The organism is Limibacter armeniacum (assembly GCF_036880985.1).
Taxonomy (GTDB): domain Bacteria; phylum Bacteroidota; class Bacteroidia; order Cytophagales; family Flammeovirgaceae; genus Limibacter; species Limibacter armeniacum.
This window is the reverse complement of record NZ_JBAJNO010000008.1, coordinates 1,905,717-1,924,084: the sequence shown is the minus strand read 5'-3', so window position 1 is coordinate 1,924,084 and position 18,368 is coordinate 1,905,717. Positions and strand designations below refer to the sequence as shown.

Annotated in this window: 5 protein-coding genes; all 5 read right to left on the bottom strand. The window is 41.0% G+C overall.

Annotated features, from left to right (window positions below; genetic code table 11):
- Positions 1–20: 20 nt before the first annotated feature.
- The 5 genes from V6R21_RS13885 to V6R21_RS13865 all read right to left on the bottom strand — a co-directional run bounded on the left by V6R21_RS13885 (position 21) and on the right by V6R21_RS13865 (position 18,246).
- Positions 21–4,652, bottom strand: a complete 4,632-nt coding sequence (locus V6R21_RS13885; protein WP_334244224.1) for an OmpA family protein — start codon at positions 4,650–4,652, stop codon at positions 21–23.
- Positions 4,653–4,657: 5 nt separating this feature from the next.
- Positions 4,658–5,569: a PorP/SprF family type IX secretion system membrane protein gene (locus tag V6R21_RS13880; RefSeq protein ID WP_334244223.1), complete on the bottom strand. Its 912-nt coding sequence runs from the start codon at positions 5,567–5,569 to the stop codon at positions 4,658–4,660.
- Between the two features lie 60 nt (positions 5,570–5,629).
- On the bottom strand, positions 5,630–13,897 hold the full coding sequence (locus tag V6R21_RS13875) for an HYR domain-containing protein (protein WP_334244222.1): 8,268 nt from the start codon (positions 13,895–13,897) through the stop codon (positions 5,630–5,632).
- 468 nt (positions 13,898–14,365) lie between these two features.
- On the bottom strand, positions 14,366–16,282 hold the full coding sequence (locus V6R21_RS13870; protein WP_334244221.1) for a DUF3857 domain-containing protein: 1,917 nt from the start codon (positions 16,280–16,282) through the stop codon (positions 14,366–14,368).
- 29 nt (positions 16,283–16,311) lie between these two features.
- Positions 16,312–18,246 carry a DUF3857 domain-containing protein gene (locus tag V6R21_RS13865; RefSeq protein WP_334244220.1) on the bottom strand — a complete coding sequence of 645 codons (1,935 nt, stop codon included), beginning with the start codon at positions 18,244–18,246 and terminating at the stop codon, positions 16,312–16,314.
- Positions 18,247–18,368: the final 122 nt, after the last annotated feature.

Below are 18,368 nucleotides of genomic sequence, written 5' to 3'. Positions count from 1 at the left end.
TTTTTTTAGTAGGTAATGGGTTATTCGAATATAAATCCTAAAGGGTAGATAAAAGCATCTGACACCCCTCTCCTAATGACTTCCTGCAATACTTTTTCAGCTTCGTTACTTCTGTCAAATCGAAGCAGGAAGTAGCGATAAATGCCTTCATCTACAGATTTTTGTCGACAGACTTTTCCCAAGTCTTTTAAATACTCAAAATTCTGATAGCTGTCTGACTGATATGCGCCTAACTGTATAGCATACCCTGCCTTTATGTCTTCAATATTTATTTCCTCAATCCTGAAGTCTGCTGAAGCACTTAAATCCTTTAAGCCATTGATTTTTTCACAAGAAGAATAGTCCACAAAATCTCCAGTCAGGTTGTGAAACCTCAACTCTGCGTCTGAAAGCGTCGTGGCTTCCATCACAAACGGTTTTTCCTCCACCTGCTTGCTAAATGAGTTTGTATAGATAGTGGTACACTGTGGCCAGAAGCCTGACTTTTCGATCACCAGATTATAAGTCATCTCAGGTTTCAAACTGACCTTGAACATGCCATTATGATTGGTTTGCAGCTGCTCAACAGAACCTTCAAACGGATTGTAAACATGGACTTTTGCTTCTGAGATGGTAAAGCCTGCGGCATCTTCCACACTGCCTATATATACCGTTACAGCTTCTGACAATTGCTTTTCGACAGGCATGCATTCTGTTCTGTCAATTTCAGGGTTGAAAATATCGCTGTGCTTAAAGCCTGAAGCCTCCAGCGGTATTTCTCCCATAATCTTCACTTCGGTACGCCTATTCTTGCTATGGTCTTCCTCCGAACATTGGATGCCATCCACACATTGGTTTAAGATCTGCTCCTCACCATAACCAATGGCTGAGATTCTGTCTACATGTACACCATTTGCCACAATATATTCTACAGCCTTTTTGGCTCTCAATTCGGATAGCTTCCGGTTGTATTCAGCACTTCCCCTTGAATCAGTATGCGAACTCAACTCCACTTTCAGCGTAGGGTTGTCTTTCATAAACTTGACCAGCTTATCGAGATCAATCGCAATCTCGGGAGAAATGTCAGAGCCGTTTACTTCATAGTATAAAGACTCCGTCATCATGACTTTCCCCATCTCAGGAATCTTTTCCAAGACCACTTTATCTCCTATGATCTCACTTGTGAGATTTCCTGTCTGTACCTTGAAGCAAGTAGACAGGTAGCCTTTTTTCATCACCTTGAAAACGTATTCCGTTCCAGGGTCAAGACAAAAAGAATAGGCTCCGGTTTCCGCATCTGATGCTTCCACATACATCATGTCCCGATCTACATCATACACATATATGTTGGCATCCAATGGTTGATAAAGTGTATCAGCCACATAACCTGTATAGGTAAAGCAAGGCAGTTCCTTGCTCTTGTAAAGCGCTCTTCTCAGGTATGCCTTATTGATACGCTCGTCCTTGCTTAACAGAAAGTCCTTTCGGAAATACTCATTGTTACTGTTGAAAAAGACGATATAATAATCTTCATAATAATCTCGGTACATCGGAATTTCCACCTCGGTCGGGTACTCTCCTAGTCTACTGCTGTGTGCCACCAGATTAAACTGTCCTGCATAAGGTGCCCGAAGCCAGAATTTCCCTTCCCAATCCGTATTCGCTCTTGCTACAGTATCTTGCGTAAGCATGTCCACCAAAGAAAGGTTTACTCCTTTTACCCTTTCCGGATCTTCTGTTTCAGAAATTTGCTCATGCAACAGCACACTCCCTGACAGAATATAGGAATACACCTTGTGAATGGTTACGTGATAGAGATCGTCATCTCCTTCTGGCTTTCTATTGGACGAAAGGTAAGCGGACAAGCCTGTATTGTCCACCGTATAGGCAAAGTCGTCTCGAGGGCTATTGACAGGGAAGCCCAAATTAATCAGGTTTCGGTACCTTCCATTTACAATCTCTGCGCTATAGATATCCAAACCACCCATTCCACCATGCCCATCCGATGCAAAGTAAAGTATCGAATCCCCTTTGATATAGGGAAACATCTCATCACCTGCGGTATTGATTTCAGCTCCCAAGTTTTCAGGTTGGCTCCATCCGCTTTCCAATTTGCGGCTAACGTATAAGTCCGATCCCCCAAACCCTCCGGGCATATCAGACACAAAATACATCTTGTCCGCTTTGTGGGTCAGGGCAGGATGTCCGATTGAGTAAACATCACTGTTGAGATTGACTCCTGTTGTATGTTTCCAGTTTTTCTTGCTGACTTTAAACTCATGTATCTGAAGTACTTTTTTTCCTTTCTTGCCTGCTGCCACCACAGTTGCAAATACATTTTGTTTGTCCGCTGTAAACGTGAATGGTCCCATTTGTTCAAATCCCTCAGCTCCGATATTCCTGACATTTACAAACTGAAGAGAATCTGTTATGGCAACGGCATTTGCCTTATACACCCCTGACTTCATCACTTTCTCTCCTGTTCCTGCTACAGGCTTGCGGTCAGAAATAAAATACAGTTCTTCATCCAATTTGTAAGAGGCATATTCCCCCTCCTTGGAATTGACAGAAACTGGCTTCACCGTATAACGGATTGAATCTTTCAAATAAAAAGACATTTGTTCCAACCCTGCCACCACTTTTTGAACCATCTCATCCTGCTTGATCTCATCAAGGTATTTCTGATAATAGAAAATGGCTGCATCAAACGAACCTGTCTGCACCAGCGCCTCTGCGGTCAGTTTATAATCATCCGGCTTTAGGATTCCATCACGGCAAATCACCTCATTGAAAAGGTATACTGCCTCATAAGGTCTGTTCAACCTAAACAGGCTCTTAGCACTCAGCAGCTTGGCTTCATTTACGGAAGGAAATTCATCCACCATATTCAGGCTGATTGCCAAAGCTTTTTCATATGCACTTTTACTATAAAACTTTTCTGCCCTATCGAGCGTGCCTTGTTCTCTTTCAAAAATACTTAGGTCAATAATTCCCTGTGACAGCAGCAATGCATTATGCTCGCATGGGTTATGTTTCTTTTTATGAAACTTCTCCCAAAACCGAACACTACCAATGTTTTCCTTCTTGTCCAAAAAGAAATCGGTATGCTGAAGCTGTTTACCAAAGGGATAATAGACAACATAAAACTGCTTGTCGGAAGAAGCCCTAACCGGAAAGTCGATGAGTTTTTTATGCTTTTCGCCTTGATAGGTAAGCGTAAGCTGAAATCTGCCAGTGTATGGTGCCACTATTGAAAAATAGCCCCTGCCATCCGTTTTTGTTTTACAGACCAATGAATGGTTACGAACATCCGTCAATTCAACTGAGACTGTATCCATAAACACTGGAAAGTATTCCTTTCCCTGATGAAAGATGGCTCGACCATTTAGTGTATAGGTCATTTGCCTGCCAACTTCCAGTTTAAATAAGTCGAACCCATTTCCATAGTTTCTATTCGAGGACAGAAAACCTAACTGGTTATGCGAATCCCACACCAATGCCTTATCGTCATCGATAGAATTGACTGGAGCACCCATATTTTGAACATTGAGAACTCTGTCCTTTTCAAAATCAGCCTTAAAAAGGTCAAAACCTCCAATTCCAGGTAATCCATCAGATGAAAAATACAAGGTATAATCCGCTGCAATAAACGGAAACAGCTCATCACCTTCAGTATTGACTTTTGCTCCCAAATTGACTGGCTCAGTCCATTTCCCTTCCAAGTAACGGATATAGTAAACATCCATCTTTCCGTACCCGCCTCCTATATCTGAGGCAAAAAACAGGTAAGTGTTATCCTGACTTAGCACAGGGTGAATATAGTTTGCTCCTGCAGCACAGAAAGGAAGTTGCTCAAGTCTCCATGTCCCTTTGACTTTCTCTGCCAAAAAGAGCTTACTGGTCTCCAACCCATCTTTTCCTCTTACTTTTCTGCCAACTATCGCCTTGTCCCTACCTGCAAAATAGCTATAGCCTGTTTGGGGTTTGTTATCAAGGATTTCAAGCTGCTGAGACTCTCCAACAAATGCCTTGCTGTAATAAAAATGACTGATCAACCCTCCTTTCATGGTTTCTTTTACACCCAGTGTACTAGGCTTGTTACTCAGAAAAACCAGTCCGTCCTCTGAATAGACTGGCATAACCTCATCAAAAGGGGAATTTAGTTTTGCTAAAGGAGTCAGCTCAAACGTAGCATATGGTGATGTATAAGCAGGTAAACTGTCCAACCCTGCCATTCGGCTTTGCAACAATGCTTTTTCGGAAGTTCCTTCCTGCAGCAGTCGAAGGTAATTGTCTGCTGCCTTTTCCAATTCCCAGCAAGCCCTTTGTGCATCTGCATAAGCCAAGTGCTGCTCTCTGGATAAGATTTGTCCCGCTGCTGCTAACTTCTCACACCAATGCAAGACCTTGAACTTATGGCTCAGTTTTGACTCACACTTAAGTATTCCTTGCCACACCTTAAAGTCAGAACTGTCTTTTGCGTAAGAAGCCTGATACGCTTCCAATGCTTCAACATAAGCGCCTGCCTTGTATAACTTGTCACCTCTTTCCTTTGCTGAAGAGAATACATCTAGTACTGATGTCTGCGCCAGAGCAACAGGCAAATGCAATAAGCAGAGTATTACTCCTGCCAATATCTTGATAGCGCTATTTCTGTATCCCTTTACATTCATCTTGTCTAAAAATAGCGTGGTGAAACTTCCTTATGCTTGGAGAAATTCATGGAAAGGTTCAGGACAATCTCATGTGTATTGCTTCTCAAGTTGATATCACTTCCCATTTGCGTCTCATAAGCATACCCTAATCGTAACTGTTTGGATAGCTGTAGCTGCGTCAGCACTCCCAACGTCTGGTCATATTGATAGGATACCCCCATCCAAATGACATTATTGTATACACCTATCAGGTTAAGGTCGACCACCATTGGGTCTGTATCTGAAACACGAATCAAGGCACTTGGCACAATGCTAAACCAAGGTCTCAAGTCAAATTGATATCCTCCTTGGATATACACTACCGGTCTGTAAGCCGTGACACCATAGACATCGCTAACTACAACATCCTGCAACTTTGGCAATGAGAACCCTGCAAAAGCGCTTTTACCTTGCAAGAAGAGTCCTGCTCCAACCACAGGTTTTATGACGGAAACCGTTCCTGTATTAAAAGCTGGATCATTTACGGGCAACAGAACATCGTCATAATCCGACTGAAAATACCTTGCTCCAATATTCAAGCCTGCCGATAATGACCAATCCTTTCCAATAGGTATTTTGTATGAAAAACTACCACTTGCCAAGTAATCTGAATGCACACCTGTCTGGTCATATGCCAAGTTAATACCTACCCCAATCCTTTTGGATGGAAAGCCTATATCCCCAATCAGTTGCATGGTAACAGGTGCTCCTTCCACACCTACCCACTGCATCCTTGTAAAAGAAGTAAAATTCAAAACTTCCCTACTTCCTGCATAAGCGGGGTTGATGACCAGATTGTTGAATACATACTGACTCTTCGGCACATCAATCTGTGCGGCTACCTCTACGCTGCATAGCATGAACATAAAAAAAGCAACGGTGTATAACTTCTTCATAGAGAACTCATTTACTCGCTTCTCACCTTAGCGGTGAACCTAAAGAATATCTAAACAGCATCATCTTTTGACTTCTACAGTACCTTTCAGGTCTTCTATCCTGCCATTCTCATCTTTCAATGTAATCACATAATAGTAAGTACCTTGTGGAGACTCCTTACTTGTATTATTCAGGTAATGACCATTCCAGAAGTTCTTGGCGTTGTCATAGTTTTCTGTTTCAAAAACCACTGTACCGAACCTGTTGAAAACCCTCACCTTACTGTAGGTGTATTGTTCAATACCTTTGATCAACCATTGGTCATTGATGCCATCCCAGTTGGGTGAAAAACCTCCATATACAATCACCTCGTCATTAAGGCTGACATCTACATATACCTGAACTTCTACACACGCTCCTCCTTCAAGCCTGTCACAAACTTGGACTATGATATAATCTTCACCAAAATAGTTGGCATTAGGTGTGTAAGTAATGCAAAGTGATTCCTGATCAATTGTGACTTCGCTTCCATATTGTGGGCCTTCCAAGATTTGCCTTATTTGAAGTATATCCTCATCAATATCATCCACTGCCAAACAGATTTCTACTGGCTCCTGCTCAACAGCTTCCACGTAACTGTCTTCTGCCACAGGCTTGTCATTGACAGGTTTCACTGTAATAGAGACTGTTGCTGTATCTGCAAGTGCATTATTCGGACGGTCTTCCCGAACGATATAGGTAAAGTAGTCTGTACCGTAGTAGTTCGCTTTTGGTTTATAGATGAATTGACCATCTGCACTAAGTTCAACACTTCCGTTGTCAGGAAGTGCAATAGGAAACTCATCCACCAACATCGAATTATTTTCAGGATCAATGATATACTCAAAAAGGTTTCCTCTCAATTCACCATCTTCATCCATCACCAATAAGACATCCTCTGCCACTGGCGGTAAGTTTTCTTCTTTAACAGTCACCGTAAATGTACAAGCAGCACTATTACCTGCTTCATCAGTCACCTTTGTTGATACAGTTGTTTTTCCCAAGGCAAACAACTCTCCTGATGTATGCGTTGAGGAATAGGTCAACTGTCTTGAGCAATTGTCAACGGCTTCTGGCTGATTCCATTCCACTGCTATTTCTGAAGTGCCAAATGACACACTCATCTGTATGTCTGATGGACAATAGATAAAGCTAGGAGCTGTCACATCCACCACATCTACCTGAACATTACAACTCACCTGATTTCCGCCTTCATCTATGGCTGTTACTTCCACAGTATGATTGCCAACTGTCAAGGCTGTACCCGGTTGTGGCTGCTGACTGTATACGATGTTCTCAGAAAGGGTGTAATTATCAAACACTTCCAATTGACCTGTAAAGTTGGGAAGGATAATTTCACATCCACTATCAGCCAAGAGTGTTCTATCTTGCGGACAAGCCAACACTACTGGCGCTACCTTATCCACAACCACCACATTGACTGTACAGCCTACCATATTTCCTTCTGCATCCGATACTGTTACTGCAATATCATGGCTGCCTATTCCCAAAGAATCATTGACTGTCGGTGACTGGGTAAATACAAGATCTGTTACATCACTACAATTGTCCGAATAAGTCAACAGGACAGATAAGTCAGGCACTTGCACCATGCTACCACTTGTCAAGTCAATTGATACAATGTTGTCACAACCTGTCAATATTGGACTTTGCCTATCCTCTACAATCACTGTCAAGGACTCGGTTGCTGTATTGCCTGCTTCATCTGATACTGAAACCCTCACATCATGAGTTCCTACAGGTAAAGCCGTTCCCGACACTGGAGACTGACTCCAATTCAGGTTTTCAGTTAAAGTTAGGTTATCAACGGCTGAAATATTCTCAAATAAATCAGGAAGCTGGGCTGTACATCCGCTTGCAGTCTCCAACGTTACTTGCCCATTCAGAACGGTCAGTACAGGTGCTGTCACATCCACCAATTCAATTGATACTGTACAAAAAGCTTCATTTCCGTAAGCATCTTTCACTGTCAGTTGAACCATTGGTTCTTCGGTTGGGGCTACCTCTATCAATTCGCCTGAAGCTGGAACCTGAGTTATCTCCAATGCTGAAGCATCAGTACAATTATCCGTTGCGACAATTCCTCCTGTCAGATCTGGCGCTATCCAATTACCTTCAGAGGTCAACTCAACTGTATTATTTTCGGGACAAGAAACGATGATTGGAGCATCCCTATCCTCAATAGTCAATGTTGTAGTACATGCATCTGTCAGACCTGCTGCATCCTCAACAGTCAAAGTAATCGCATGGCTTCCTACAGCCAAGTAACTACCAGCACTCGGTGACTGTGTAACTGTAACTCCTGTACAATTTTCATCATAGGTAACACCTGAAGTAAAATCAGGCACTACTCCTTGGCACGTACCTGCCTCGGCTGTTATTGTTCTAGTATTTGGACATAAGGTAATGACAGGGCTCGTTATATCTTTTACCTCTATACTGGTTTCACATGTATTGCTGTTACCCGAAACATCTGTCAAGGTAAGTGTTACGGATACTGTACCTACATTATGAAAACTTCCTGCTACTGGAACCTGAACCACATTTACCGTTCCTGAGCAATTCTCCTCATAACTTACCAACCCAGTCAAATCAGGCATTACCCCAAAACATTGGTCTGCAACAGCATCAACCTCTACCCCTTCGGCACAACTGATGACAGATGGGGCAAACTTATCTTCCACTGAAACAGCTGATTTACAGATTACTGCATTACCACTATCATCTGTTACGGTGAACGTTATTTCATGCGTTCCAAACCCTAAAGCAGTACCTGCTGCTGGTGACTGCTCTACAGTTAATGAAGTATCACAATTGTCTGTTGCCAATACCCTACTCGTCAAATCATCCAACAGAACCGTACAGTCAACTGTAGTGATCTGATAGGTTGTATCACTTGGACAAGTCAGGACATTTGGTTTTTCATTGTCAGAGACTTCTACATCTACAGAAATAGCACTGCTGTTTCCGAATGCATCAGTAGCTGTCACTTCCACAGTTGTAGTGGATAAAGGAATCAAACTTCCTTCAGCCATTGATTGGGTGATGGTTATTATTGTAGTACAAGCATCAGTTGCCGTAACATATTCAGAAAGATCAGGCAATACACCTTCACAAGTTCCTTCTTCTGTAAATACCTGTACAGGTTTATTCTGTGTAAGTATTGGCGCCTCTTCATCCATTATCTTTACTTTCAGAACCCCTTCAGCAAAGTTGCCTGCTTTATCTGTCGCCCTGACTACCAAGTCTTGCATTCCTACATTCAAGATTGAACCGCTGGCAGAAGCATATGAAAAAGTAATTTCACCTGTAGCTGTACAATTGTCTGTGGCACTATAATGAGTTGATAAATCTGGAAGGTCTGCGATAGCGATGCTACATTCATTGCCAATCTTAATGTCTACCGTACCTGTCGTTACCAGCAATGAAGGTTTTTCTTGATCTTCTATGGTTAGTGATACAAGACAAGAATCCATTAATCCTGCCGCATCGGTCACCAACAGTTTGATATCATGTGTTCCTACAGGAAGTGTTCCGCCCGCTACTGGTACTTGTGAAACGGTTGCTCCTGTACAGTTTTCCATATAGGTCAATCCGGAAGTGAAGTCAGGAATAATTCCTTCACATAGACTCGCTTCTGCTGAAACTGCAAGGTCTTCTGGACATCTTGTAATTTCAGGAGCAGTAACATCATTGATGGTAATGGTTGTCTTACACGAATCCGTATTACCTGCTTCGTCAGTCAGCGTCAGCGTCACTTCCACAATACCCACATCATGGAAACTACCTGCCACTGGTGTTTGGATAATAGACGCAGTTCCTGAGCAGTTTTCCTCATAACTCACTAGGGTTGTCAGGTTAGGCATAATACCAAAACACTGACCAGAAACAGCATCCACTTCTACCCCTTCTGCACAACTGATAACTGATGGCGCAAATTTATCTTCTACCGTTACAGTACTTGTACAGATACTATTATTTCCGCTTTTATCTGTTACTGTAAATGTAATTTCATGTGTCCCAAAACCTAATACGGTCCCCGCCACCGGCGATTGTACGACAGTTAACGCATCAGGACAATTATCGGAAGCTTCCAAAATACCTGTCAGGTCATCTAAAAGAACTGAACAAACATTTGTAGTAACAGCGTAAACCGTATCACTTGGGCATTTTGAAATAACCGGTTGCTGATTGTCTGAAACCGTTATATCAATATCAAGTGTGTCTTTATTACCAAAAATGTCGGTAGCCATCACGCTGACTACAGAATTGCCTAATGGGATATTGCTTCCCGCCGCTACAGATTGTGAGAGTGTTACAGTGGTTCCACAAGCATCCGTCGCCGTGACATAGGCAGACAGGTCCGGCACTATCCCTTCGCAAGCATCTGCTTCTGTCTCAACCAGTACCGATGCATTTTGAACAAGCGTTGGCGCTTCCTCATCCATCACCATCACAGTCAGGGTTTCTTCCGTAAAATTCCCTTCTTCATCCGTTGCCTTTACAATCAAGTCTTGTACCCCTACCTCAAGGTCCAACCCTGAAGCTGATTGCAATTCATATATAATATCGTTTACCGCTGTACAATTATCTGTTGCACTGTAATAAGCAGATAAATTTGGCAAACCTACAACAGCGACACTGCATGCATTTCCTATTTTAACTTCTACTGTATCAGTTGTAACCACCAATACTGGCGCTTGCTGGTCCTCTACTGTAAGCTGGACATCGCATGAATCTGTATTTCCAGAAGCATCTTTTACTGTAAGCGTAATGGTATATACGCCAACATCTACCAAGGAATCTGCTTTCAGACTTTGTTCCACTTCCAATGTACCTGGGCAATTGTCTGTAGCAATCAATGAGGAAGTAAAGTCTGGTACAATCCCTTTACAGCTGGCATCACTACTTACAGTTCTACTCGAAGGGCACTGTAAAATCACAGGCGCTGTATCGTCAATAAATGTGACGGTCGTACTGCAAGTTGCCGTATTTCCTGAAGGGTCTGCCACTGTAATGGTTACTGATACATCTCCCACCAAATGGTAGGTTCCCTTAACCGGACTTTGTGTAAAAGTATAGCCTTTAGGGTCATTCTCATGGATATCAATATAACTCTCCAAGTCTGGCATTTCACCCACACACTGATCAGGTAATTGGGAAAGGCTTAATCCCGATGGCAAGCAGTCCCTGATTTCAGGAGCATATAAATCCACCACGGTCACTTGTGTTGTACAGGTTGTATTATTTCCTGCGTCGTCCGTTACTGTAAAGGTGATGGCATGTGTTCCTATATCTAATGAATCGCCTGCTGCCACAGACTGTGAGACAGTCAAAGCAGTACAGTTATCCCAAGCCTCCACTAAACTTGTAAGGTCTTCTATCGGATACTTTGGAGAATCATCCGTGATTTCATAAACAATAGGTGATACGCATTTGGTAATTGTAGGCGCTTCCGAGTCCAGTACCTCTACCTCCACACTAAAAGTCTCTACATTACCAGCTTCATCGGTTACAGTGGCTGTAATTGAATGAACACCAACATTCAAGGTATTGATATTATCTGCTACAGGTGATTGGCTGAATGTCAAGTCAGAGACGGCTGTACAGTTATCAGATATATTCAGGTATTGCTTTACATCTACCACTTTGGCATTGCAAACCCCTGCCAATGCATTCCATTCTATGGGCTGAATGCCAACTTTGTAACTTATAGTTGGTTTCTCTTTATCCTCAGCAGTTACATTGACTGTATGGGAGATACTATTGCCATTGTTATCTGTTACGGTTACCTGTATTGGCATTGTTGATCCAACAGGTATTTGATCTGTTCCTGCCAACTTATCCTGCGTTACAGTAGGCGTTCCACAATTGTCTGCCTCGTCCGTAATCAAACTCACTAGATCAGGCGCATAGGCAAAGCATTCCCCAACTTCTGCGGCTATGGTCATATCTGAAGGGAAAGTTGCTGTAGGAGATTGGTCATCTGTCACTTTCAATGGTAAATCAAAAGTCTCAACGTTTGAAGCTTCATCTGTAACCGTATAGATCACTGTAGTCACTCCTACACCCAAGGTACTTCCTACAGAAATAGAAGGAACAATCGTCAATGAGGACGAACAGTTATCTCCAAATTCGATTTCGGTACTGTAAGGAGCTATACTTAAAAAATCAGGAACAGTAGCTATACAAGCACTTGCATCAAGCGTTAGCCTTAATGTATCAGGCAGGGTAACACTAAAAGGTTTTTCATTGTCCCTAACGACTAAAGGCACTACTACTGAGCTCGTATTGCCTGAAGCATCCGTAACAGTTATGGTTTGGCTATACGAGCCTATATCTAGTTTTGAATCTGGATCAATAGAATATGAAATAGGGTCTGCTGGTAAACTACAGTTATCATCAAAAGTGAAGCCTGTCAATTTTGTATAATCAGGAACTACCCCTTTACACTCACCTGGCTCCGTATTTATTGTATAAGTCCCCCCTGTATAACCAATTGTCGGGTCCTTGTCCTCTACTACCTTAACCAGAATATCACTCGAACCAACATTCCCTTTTTCATCAGTAGCCTTGATGGTTAAGGTGTAATTTCCAGCAGTCACTTCCTGCCCTTCCTGCAAGTCATGCTCTATCAGTATAGCAGCCTCTGCAGTACAGTTATCTGTAACAGTAAAGTCCAACCCTTTAACCAAGTCTGGAATAGTTCCTAAACAGCTATCACCTGCACTGACTGTTATCTCAGTATTTGTAAAACTGATTACTGGAGCTGTTACATCATCCCCAAGGATCAGGTTTATTGTCTCAACTGTTTCATTGCCACTCAAATCCTTCACCTTGACTACGACAGCCGTATTTGAAGTGATTGCATCTCCAATGGTCAAGTCCTGTGTAAAACTGGATATGCCACAATTGTCAGAATGTCCAACCAAAGGCTCCAGATCAGGCACCAGATAGGTACAGTTCCCTGACCTGTTTACTGTTATGTCGGATGTATCTATAATCGGATATTCATTGTCGACAACTGTAACCGTAATTGCTTCCAGATCGGAATTTCCTGAATCATCTGTAACCGTAAACTGGATTGTGTGAGTACCCACAGTGAGAGATGTTCCTCCTGCAGGAGATTGAGTAATGGTATATGAACAGCTTTCATCCACAACTATACTTCCTCTCATATCAGGTAAAGCGTAGTTACAAGTCCCTGATGCAGTATAACCTGTATAGGATACTGGTGCAGAGGTTATAACAGGAGCTGTCACATCCAAGATTTCAAAATTGCAGGTCTTTGTTCTAAAATTACCACTCTCATCTGTTACTGTTACCTCCAATGTATATGAACCAGCCTCAATACTATCACCTGCTACTACTACAGAACCGTCGAGTTTATATGTAATACCCAAGTCAGCATCACCAGTACAGTTATCATATGAAATACTCCGTACCTCACTGTCCAAGTCAGGAAATGCATAGTTACAGGTTGATGAAATAAGTGTATAAGACTTGTCTGCAAATGTTCCTATTACAGGCTTAGTATTGTCTAGAATTGATAATGTAAACGAATTTGTTATTGTTCTACCTAACTTATCGGTTGCCGTAAATTCTATCTCATGATCTCCTTTTCCTAATGAGGTCAATGGCGGAATAGACTGAGAAACATCCAAAATATTTCCACAAGCATCTGTTGCCGTAATTCCGGATGTATAATCAGACAACATCAGGTAAAAACAGCCTAAGTTATATACATACTGGGTTTGATCAGAAGGCACTCCTGACATAGTGGGTAGATTGGTGGCTGGAGAGTAAGCATAATACATGATTGTTTCTGAATCTACCTCTACGCTCCCCTCCATTATCTTGATCACGACAGGCACCCTAATAAGACTGGCATTAACACGGTCGACTGTACCACCTTCCAATGTCTCCCCAACTGTAACCTCATAACCTTCCGCAGGGCTTTGGGTAAATGTATAAACACTTCTATCACAGTAAAGCTTGTCAACCTCATCATCTCCTATCAGGTCAAAAGCCAGTGTACCTTCATAGTCCCAAACATATGGAACAGAAAGGTCACATACCTCTTCCTGAAACACGCCTGCATTTTTTGAAATAGACCAAGGTTCACAGGCAAATGAAGCAACAGTCGCTGGTTCAGCCACTTCCATAAATGGCACAACAGTGTGTGGCATTTTGTCAAAACCAGACACAAATGCAGCATTTGCTTGGGAAAGCAACGTGAATAAGTGTAGCAATACAAAAAAGATAGTCGCAGGTCTCATCCTGTACATAGCCTGTAAGCTGTTTTAGTAAAGTTTTTAGCTAAATCATCATTTGTAGTTTTTGAAGTTTTCAAGGTGTTAAGTAATGCTTTGTCGATGCAACAACTTGGGTTAAGTAGAAAAAATTTTAATTGTTAGATCACAAAAAAACTTTCATAACCTCCCTTGAAACCCTCTTTATGCACTATTTTCAACGTGCATGCCTTAAAGTAAGTAATTATAATATTTTAATTAAAAAATATTTACAAATAATGTTATAACATATAACTATTCTAATATTATTTTAAACTATACAGTGTTATACTATGTAGTAATCATGGATAGGCACAAAAAAAGCCCCATAAGACCCTATTATCTTATGAGGCTAAAAATGTAAATACAGTTCTCACTTTTTATTTCACATCAAAACATCTTTCGAGGAATTGACATTTGAATTTGAGAAAAACTTTATGCATTTCAAAATGAATAGCTTACAGCTTAACCTTCATTTTTGACCAATACAATTTTTTGATCTCCGTGCTCCATCATCAAATCAAAAAAGTGCTTCATCGCCAAATAATGATCTGCTGGCAAAAATGTCTTATTAAGCTTAAAAGTAAAGCGCACCATTAGTACTTGCCCCATTTGTTGCATTTGAGATACAAAACTTCCAGCATTTCCAGGCAAGTTTACTTTTTTACCTTCTGGTAACTCCTCAACTCTATAACCTTCTGGCAATTTCACTTGCATCATATAACGTTCCTGGTATTCACTTCTAAACTGAACAGGGAACAATCTCTCCTCATCCTTGAAAGGGTTTTCCTGAAGCAATGCCTTAAACAAAGAAGGCATATAGATACGGTCTGTATTTTCTGTAAGGGACTTAACACCCTCCATCTTTACAGTATACTCAAGTGGCTCATATACATTTTCCTGATTTTTCCACTCTTCTTCAGCCACTTGCATATATTCAGGCGCCAAAACAAACGATTCCATCTCCTCATCTTCACTCAAAAGCTTTTCACGCATATCTTTGGCTTCATAACCAGTAAATCTCATATGCATCTCCCCAGAAGGCTTTTCTCCTGTCAAGTCGATGATCACATTCGTCATCACACCTGTTTTCTCACTGGTTTCACTAAATAGCCACGAAATGCGTTCACGATCGTAAGCAAATACCTGCGTATTCAAAAGCTGTGCAGGAAGCAATGTAATTGGAAGCATTCTATCCGTGGCATCTACCAACATGCTTTTCCCCTCTATATTGATCAGACACCCTAAGGTATTGAACTCTGTCAACATTGGGGTTGCGGTTGCAATTACGCCATTGGAACGTGTACTGGAAAGAGCAGGTTCGGCTTTCAACTCTGCCGTTTTGAATAATCCTGTAAGGAAAGCATTCAACTCTGCCGAGTTACCAAGTCCTGACTCATATAGTTCTGCAGGGCTTTTAGAAGGAACAATTCCCCAATACTTATTCCATTTCAAATTTCTGACTACCCACTCGTGCAGTTTTACAGCCTTGATCAAGTCAGAGTCACCATCTTTAATTACTTGAGCAATGATGTCTTTATAGATACCCTTTCTTCCCATATAGCGTTCAATATCGCTGTCAGTACGAAACTCTGCCGCGGTGGCATCCCATGTACTCAGAAGTTCTTTATAAATCACAGCTCCCATAGCATCTCTCTGGTAGTATCCTAAAAGCTGAAATTTCAGTTTCTCTACATAATCTTCCATACAATAAAGGGATGGTATATCCTTAATAGAAGGTAGGTTCTCAAGCTCCCAATGAACACTCTGTTGGTCATTCATGTACTTCAATGCCAAACGATATCCTTGGTAAAGAATTTTATACTTGAATACATCTGTTGGGATCAGGACATCAATACTGCTAAACAATGTGGGGATATCATTCTGAAACCTCCAATCATCCAAGATAAAAAGACTCTCAGAAGAAAGGGTGTACTTATACTCCAGAATTGCTCCTTTCTTTACATTGGTAAATGCAAAACGGACTTCTGAACGGTTTTTTGACACTTCATTTTTATACATATCACGGTCATCCACCTCAAACTCCTGCTCCTTACCATTTTCCATGATTAAAGTATGAGCCTTTACGCTTGATACTTTTTCAGTATTGTTACCACTGTAGAAAGGGATGTTGACATTTCCTAAATCAGTCGCATCATCTGATAGGATTTTAGTCCTTACGTGAATGTCATAATATACCTTCCCTCCTCTTAGAGACATTTTTCCAATTTTTGAAAGAACGACAGCCTTAGCCTCAGGCTCGTATTCACATTGGGTCATTTGCCACTCTTCTTGAGAAACCTTCCCCCATTTCACCTTGTTTTTTGCCATTACAGGCACGATAGTCATCAGCAGGAGTAATGCTGTTAGTAATTTTTTCATTATTGATAAATTATAAATCTAGGTTTTGATTATAAATCTTCAGTCGATTGGCCCTCACGCTTGACAAAAACTAATTCACTTTTATCAAACCCTATAACTGTTCTTCTAAATGTCATGTAATTATTAAAAAGTTCTGCACTGTAACGTCCCTTGTTTATTTGAAACGTTCGAGTGTAAGTCAGTTGATTTTTTTCAACCTTAAATGAAGCTTTATAGCTTCCCATTTCACATTTATACTCAATATCTACATGTGGCTCTTCCAACTCATAACCCTCAGGCAAATTCCATGTAACAGAGTCATAATCGACAAAGGAAGTACCTATTTCAAAGTCAAATTTTCGACGTTTGACATTTCTATATTTCCCTGAGCTTCTGTTTAACTGATTAGGTGTAATAAACAGTCTATTTGTACTTTTCTTTGCTAGGTTATTTGAAGTAAACCTTACTTCACCTTCAATCACAGGTAACTCTGATGGCTGATCATTATACTTCATATCTGTAATCAGCATACTTGGCAAATCCAGATACGATTGGAAGAACTCTTTTTGTTCCTTTTCTTTTTGACGTTGAAGTGCTTCAAACTTATCATATTGCTCCCCAGCTGATTTGTAATGTAAAACAGCCTCTCCTTTTCCATCTGCATTTACATGAAAATCTGCAACATATGTTTGCTTGTTTTCCTCTGCTGCATAAGCACGTGTTTTAACCAATTTCCCACCTTCATCCGTTACAAGCAAAGCATGTCTGTCATCAGTGAAATTGCCTATATAACCAAAAGGATTGGTCTGGCTAGTACACTCCAACCAAACAGTATCCTGTTCAAATGGCACACACAGAATAACATGGTTAAACATATCAGCAGGGAAATCAGGGTCAATTGATGGTTCATTTCGTCCTCCCCTGATTATGGCATAATGTGATTTTATTCCCACTTCCTTTAACAATGAATATGTGTAATTACTCAATGCCTTACAGTCACCATATCCCGTAGTATGTACCTTGTTAGCATCGATGGGTTTATGCCCCCCAATACCTAACTGAACACTGACATATCTTGTACGTCCCTGAACATACTCGTAAACCTTTTTAGCTACTTGTCTAGGGTTTTCAATGCCTTCTGTCAACTTTTTGATTTCAGCAATTGCTTCTTCCGGCAAGACATCTGTCCCTTTATTCAGGTTGTAAGACCATTCCCCAATAGCGCTCCAACTATCTGTCTTTCCTTCATAACCACCATATATAAACTCTGTTGGCACAACAGTTACAAATGGAATTTGCTCCGTTACAGAAACATAATCCTCAAATTTCTTGATTGCTTTCCAGCCATTGACTTCCCACTTGTACTCTGTAGTTAATCCTTTCTCTGAGATCTCTACCTCTGGTGTTACGGCCGATGATTTGTATTTCAACTCAGTTCCAGTAGGTACAGTCACATGGTAGGAAGCTTTTTGTGTTGACACTTTTTCCTCTGATGAGGCACCAACCCATCTAGGAAAAGTTAAATAGCCATCTACTTCTGACTCACAAATAAACTCAACCGTATAAGGGTAATACCCCCAACTCAGATCGGCTACTTGTAATCGGCTATCCTGAAACAAAGTATATGAATCAAAATATGCGATATCCCTGATATCCCTTTTTTTAAGACGTTTTACCTCTTTGCCGGAAGCATCATAGGTTGCCGCTTCCAGTGAGAGAATTTTAATATCATCATCATAGTAAAAGGCATCAGCTGCCATGTCAGCCATCTTAGAATTGAAGATGGTAATAACCTTTTTCTCCCTTAAAATATACTTCCCTTTTTCAGTAAGTTCCACTTCCATTTGAAGCTCCCGAATCACTGCATCTGCACCTTTTTGTAATGAATCCGGAATTGACCTTAAAGGATATTTAGGGTCTTTTGCATAGGTTAATTGAAATAGTAATAAAATAGGTATCGATAGCAGTAAAAATTTCAGTTTCATAAAAAAATAAGTTTGAACAAATTCTTAACAACTCGCATTATATCACTTTTTTATGAAAAAATTAAGATTCTTTCACATTTTGTAATACAATAACTTTAAGAGAAATAAACTTAATCAAAGTG